This window comes from Pseudomonas sp. (assembly GCF_049645325.1).
Classification (GTDB): Bacteria; Pseudomonadota; Gammaproteobacteria; order Pseudomonadales; family Pseudomonadaceae; genus Aquipseudomonas.
The window spans coordinates 1-5,862 of the sequence record NZ_JBARTQ010000115.1 but is presented as its reverse complement, the minus strand read 5'-3'; the positions used below and the strand labels follow the sequence as shown (position 1 = coordinate 5,862).

At 58.6% G+C, this 5,862-nt stretch carries 4 protein-coding genes; 2 read left to right on the top strand and 2 right to left on the bottom strand.

The genetic code is table 11. From position 1 onward, the window contains the following. Both WBB95_RS05100 and WBB95_RS05095 read right to left on the bottom strand, forming a co-directional pair. Positions 1–3,498, bottom strand: a 3,498-nt coding sequence (locus WBB95_RS05100) for a hypothetical protein (RefSeq protein ID WP_424486566.1), incomplete at its 3' end; no start/stop codon positions are given. Positions 3,499–3,593: 95 nt separating this feature from the next. Further along, positions 3,594–4,526, bottom strand: a complete 933-nt coding sequence (locus WBB95_RS05095; RefSeq protein WP_424486565.1) for a LysR family transcriptional regulator — start codon at positions 4,524–4,526, stop codon at positions 3,594–3,596. Between the two features lie 112 nt (positions 4,527–4,638). On the opposite strand from WBB95_RS05095, the gene WBB95_RS05090 reads away from it, so the two are divergent. Beyond that, positions 4,639–5,622, top strand: coding sequence for an aldo/keto reductase (locus WBB95_RS05090; protein ID WP_424486564.1), 984 nt, complete (start codon positions 4,639–4,641; stop codon positions 5,620–5,622). A gap of 63 nt (positions 5,623–5,685) precedes the next feature. After that, on the top strand, positions 5,686–5,862 hold a 177-nt coding region (locus tag WBB95_RS05085), incomplete at its 3' end, for a CDP-diacylglycerol diphosphatase (RefSeq protein WP_424486567.1).

The following is a 5,862-nucleotide window of genomic DNA, read 5'->3' as shown; positions in this document are numbered from 1 at the left end:
GATAAACGTGACGACGCCCGACTCTGTGATGTCGGCCGCATTGAAGGTGCTTTTAAGGGCCTGCGGCTCAATCTTCAATACGTGTTTATAGTGCTGCGTGCCGCCACCCTTGAATTCGGGAAGGAGGCGATCGTACGCGGTCTGGGTGATTTTTTTGTCGGCTTGAGCGCTGCGTAACGCCGTGGCGTAACAAATACTGAATTGTTCATCTTTACCAAGTTTCTGATGCAACGTATTGAGGTTGTCGCACAGTTCATTACGGGACAGCACCTTGGGTTTGAAATCCCTCAGCGCTGGCCCGTAGGGTTGGCGAGTCGCCGGGTTGATGGCGTGCCACTTGCCTGTCCCCTCATCAAGCCGGGCTATTACGGCAACGTCCTCCAACGCATTGGCCGGTTTTATCACGCCCTCGGCAATCCCCGGTGTTTTCGCCAGTGCTGCCGGGTCAACCTTGCTCAAGACGTTTCGCAGCGTTGTTAAACCATTGTGCGCAAGGGTAACGGCCTTGCGGCCCGCACCTACCAGGCCTCGTGCCAGATCATCAATGCCGCTCAATGGGTTGAGGCTGCCGATCGCCGCGCGCCCGACGATTTTGGCGCTGTGGGCCAGTTTGCCAAACGCTGAAACACCGGTTTGCAAAGCCTTGGCACCCTTCGCCGCAGCACCCAGACCTACCGCAAAGCCAAACGCGTCCAGGGTGAGATCGAGAATGCCTTCACCGAGGCTGCCATTCGCAAAGTTATTGATCGCCGACCTCAGAGGAATCAGGTTCAGCATGAACGTATGGGCTTTTTTGTAGAACGGCACTTCGGTATCGAAGGTGGTACTTCCCTCGGGGAGTGCTCTTGACGACCGGATATTGATCTCTTTGACCATGGCGTCTGCGATGTAGGCGGTTTTCGCGCTGCCGAAACTTTTGGGCGGGGCACGTCCCCAACGCTGTTCCTCGGCCAACCCTTCGGCGTAGATTCCTGAGGGAACCACCGCTTGAAAACGCTTGCCTGGCTCCCGTACGCCCGCTGGATGGTCCCCGGGTTTGAAATCACCCAAGTCGGTACGTTTGATGATCTTGTCGTTCTTCAGGTCGATTTCATAGGTGTGCAGGGTGCCGTCGACTTCAGTCTTCACCAGCAAGTTGCTGCCTTCGGATGCAGGCGTGGATGTTCGGGAGCGACTGAAGGCTTCGTAGCGGTTATTCCATTCGGTCAGAATGGTGATTTTACCGAACTCGAGATGTTCACGGTCTTCAAGCGGCAGCTTTGAAATCAGGTATTTCACCTGTGTCGCCGAGGCTTTTTCAGCCTGTGCGCAAAAGTCGGTAAATGCGTTATCAAACAGCTGCGACAAGCGGGGTAGGTCTTTGAGTTTTGCAAGTACCTTACCGATGTTTATATCGGTGGATGACGACACCCATTGGCTGGTCTCCGGACGTGGCTTGAGCCGGCCCCTTACGCCCACGATCTGTTCCTGCACCGCAGGCGCAGAGCCGAACTGGCTACGCCCATCCATGTAAAGGTCGAGCACCGAGTAGGGGCCGGGGAAATCTTGATGGGAGGGTTTCACGTGGATGCACTTTTTGTCGAAGAGTGCGGGGTTCATTTCCGGCAAGGCTTTTTTCAATTGATCAATGGCCATTTCCCGGGCTTCCGGTACCGGCGTTTTCTGTGCGTCGCTGGCGGTTTGCAGCGCCTGGATCTGTTCGTTATAGGCCTCGCGCACCGCGCTCATCATTGAGTCATTCAGCGCATACCCAAAACCATGGGCAGCCCCCCAGTCCCTCAACGCATGGGTCTGGGCTGCATATTCGACCTGGCGCTCATGCGCAGAGAGGGGGGCTACATCCGCCGCCAGCATCACCTGGCCGTAACTCATCATCGCGGTCGCCCCAGAGGCTTGCGCTTCGATACGTTCTACGGCAGTGACAAAGCTGACCCAACTGTGAGAGCCAAAAGTGATTGAGACGGGGATGTCCTTGACGAGAAATTCCGGTGCCCGTCTGGACAGCAACACATAGGCCTGAATGGCCGCTTTTTCGACGCAGGAGGCGCTGCCGGCTTTCAGCAAGTGATCGGCCAGGTCGTTCACAATGGTTGGCGCGCTCTTACCATAGTTTGCGCTGGCAGAAAGCGGATAACCCGCCACCCATTGCCTGGATTTCAATTTGAGGAATGCCGGCGTTCCACTCACTACGTCGTTCTGATCTGCACTTAACGCCGCGAGCAACCAGTCAGTGGCACTGCCTTTGACATGGCGCTGGTCGAATTTGGCTTGAATGGCCTCCCCCAAGACCTGACCTTTGGGCGACTGGATCAATGCATCGATCAACAGTCTCGGATTGTTCACCTGCGCAGCGTCGATCGGTGAATGTTGCAGCAAGTATTCCAGTACGTTTTTGAACGGGCTCAAGTCGATGTCACCGAACTTGCCGTGGCGCATATCGGTGCGCAGTTGGCGCTGGCTGGCCGGATCCAGCGGCGGGAGCCAATCGAGAGCGCCGCTGTAGTTGCCATGGATCGGGCTCACCGCTTCGGGCCTCGACAATGCAGTGGCCAGATTCTCCATTTGCGCCTGGTTTGTAGGCACATCCAGGCCGTTGCCTTGCAGAAACTGCGTGAGGCTGGTGTTGTTCCATTTATCCAGGTGAAGCTGGCTGTAAGTGCTGCCAGGGGGGAAATTGACTTTATTGTTGTTCAGGTAATGGGGGATCTGCTCGACGGTGCGGGTGCCTTCCTTCAGAAAATCGATGAAGTACCGTAAAGACAGAACGACTTCCTGCCGAATGCGCAGGTGCGCGATCAGCGCTTTTTGCTCTTCGAGCCGGTCTTCGCTGCGCGACTCGATTAAGGCTGAAAAGTGAGCGGGATCGAGTGCGGGAAAGGTTCCGCCCTGTTGAAGTTGCGTCGCACGTTGCTGGGTGTGAGAGGGGGAAAGCCCCACGTTGTCCCGGTAGAACTGCTGTACCAGCCACAAGGGGGCTGTCGTGCTGCGTTCGGTCAGCGCCGGTTTATAACGGCGAAAGGTATGCCCGCCAATGACGTTGGCAGCAGCGATGACCGGGCCGCTGACCGTTGACCACATCGGGTCATCGAGGCCGCGCGTGTGCACACCGGGCTTGCCGATATGGCGCTGGAATTCAAAAGTGACTTGCCCTGAGGCCGGGTTGATTTCAAGCGTTTGGCGGTTGATGCCCAGATGACGCATCCACTCGGCCACCTGTGGCGACTCAAAGGCTTGCCCGAGCTGTGACCACCATTGGCCAAACGTCGAGTTCGACGGGATATTTTCGATCATCAGCGTGATGTCGTGGTTTACGTCGCCGGTACTGCGTGCGAGTGCCTGGCCATACAGAACTGCCAGTTCACGGTCGCCGTGTTCACGGGAGGGCAGGCCTGCGGGTTCCACGGTTGTTTCGCGTTTTTGCCGGTTTGGTGTTGGCTCGGCAGGCGGCTTGACGGTTGTGTACGGCAGGTTGGATGGCGCGAAGGAAACAGACGGCATGATCAGTTCTCATCAGAGGCGGGGAATGCTTTTCCCACGCGATGGCGTAAGACTCTGTACCCCAACCTCCAGCGACGATTCCCTCGGATTCGCGTTCAAGTGTTTCCGGTTTTTGCCGCCTGCGCCGCGAGCGCGCGCAGGCGGATCAACTCCACCAGTTGACGCAGGCCGGGCTGTGACTGGCGACGACTGGGGTAATACATGCACAGCGGGGCACCGATGCAGGCCCAATCGGGCAAAACCTCCACCAGGCGTCCGTCTGCAAGCGCTTGCTGCACATGGTGTTGCAGGCAGTAGGCGATGCCTACGCCTTGCAGCGCCGCATCAACGATGGTCTGGGTGTCAGCGGCGCTGAAATGGCCGGGCACATCAATACGTTGTTGACGGGCGCCGTTACCCAGTTCCCATTTGTAAGTGGTTTTATCGCCCAGATACATGCGCACACAGGAGTGCTGCAGCAGGTCCGTGGGTATCTGCGGCGTACCGGCGTCTGCCAGGTAGCTCGGGGAGGCGACCATGACCCAACGCAATTCACCGGTCAGTGGCACGGCCACCATGTCCTGAGGCACGGTGGCGCCGTAGCGGATACCGGCGTCATAGCCCTCTGCGACGATATCGATCATGCGGTCTTCCACCATCACATCCAGGCGCAATTGCGGGTAGGCGCGGGTGAATTCCCCCAGGATCGGCGAAATCAACAGCACCGCCGCATCCCGTGGTACGTTCAGGCGCAGGCGGCCGATGGGGGTTTCGCGGTACAACTCAAGGGTGTCGAGGCCGTCCTTGATCGTGGCGAAACCCTGGGTGAGTTTTTCGGCGAGCAGGCTGCCCGCGTCGGTAGGCTCAACCGCGCGGCTGGTGCGGTACAGCAACTTCACGCCCAGGCGCGTTTCAAGATTGCGCATGGTGTGGCTCAACGCCGAGGTGGTCACTCCCAGCTCATGGGCGGCGTGGCGGAAGCTGCGGCGGCGAATGATCGCCATGAACACATTCAAATCTGCCAATTCGGAACGGTTGAACGCCGCCATATCAAGCCTCTTTTACAGGAGTTCGGTTACATGGGGCGTTGAGCCCTATTCAACCTCGGATGATCTAGAGTAATTGCTTTTCTAAGCAATAGTGCGGGCAGAGGATTTTTTTATGAGTATCGAGACCATCCGGATTGCCGGCATCCAAAAGGCGGTCTCGCGGATTGCCCTCGGTACGTGGTCGATGGGCGGGCACTTGTGGGGTGGCGCGGACAGCGAGCAGTCGATCAAGACCATTCGCCATGCGCTGAACTGCGGCATCAACCTCATCGACACCGCGCCGGTCTACGGCTTGGGCTTGTCTGAAGAACTGATCGGCAAAGCCTTGCGCGGCGTGCGTCACAGCGCGGTGATCGCCACCAAGGCGGGCCTGCAATGGGACGGCGGCACCCCTCGCCGCAACGCCACGGCTTTGCGTATTCGCAAGGAAGTCGAGGACTCCTTGGTGCGCCTGGACACCGATTACATCGACTTGTACCAGGTTCACTGGCCCGACCCGCTGGTGGCCCAGGAGGAAACCGCCGATGAGCTGGAACGCCTGCGCCGCGCGGGCAAAATCCTCGCGGTGGGTGTGAGTAATTACTCCAGCACGCAAATGGACGAGTTCAGTGCGCATACGGCATTGGCCACCGTGCAACCGCCTTACAACCTGTTCGAGCGGGCGATCGACAGCGAGATACTGCCGTATGCCAAGCAGCATTCCCTGGTGGTATTGGCTTACGGCCCGCTGTGCCGCGGGCTGTTGAGCGGCAGCATGCATTCGGCCACCAGCTTTGGCGGCGATGACGTGCGCAAGCTCGACCCCAAATTCAAGGCGCCGCGTTTCGAGCAATACCTCGCTGCGGTGGCGGCGCTGGACATGTATGCGCGCGAGTGCCACGGCAAGTCAGTGCTGGCCCTGGCCCTGCGCTGGGTGCTGGACCAAGGCCCGACTATCGCCCTGTGGGGCGCGCGTCGGCCGGAGCAATTGAAGGGTTATGAAGACGCCTTTGGCTGGCATTTGACGGCCGACGACCTGAGCCATATCGACCGGATTCTGGCCAGCACCATAAAAGATCCGATCGGACCGGAATTTATGGCCCCCGCCAAGCGTTAACCCTACGACAGGGATGTCAGCAGCCAAACAATAAATGACATCCCTGTACCTTGAGGTTTTTGCATGAAGCGCGGTGCCGTATTCACAATCGCTGGTGGTTTGCTCTGTGGGCTGGTGTTGGCGGGGGCCTGGAAGTGGCGGGGCAACCCCGATGCCTTGTGGCATATCGTCAGCCAGCAATGTGTGCCCGGACAGCAGCAACGGCAAAGCCCCAGCCCTTGCCTGGCGGTGGATCTGGAC

Coding starts and splice junctions, on each gene's coding strand:
- WBB95_RS05095 (WP_424486565.1), bottom strand. CDS start 4,526: ATGGCGGCGTTCAACCGTTCCGAATTGGCAGATTTGAATGTGTTCATG.
- WBB95_RS05090 (WP_424486564.1), top strand. CDS start 4,639: ATGAGTATCGAGACCATCCGGATTGCCGGCATCCAAAAGGCGGTCTCG.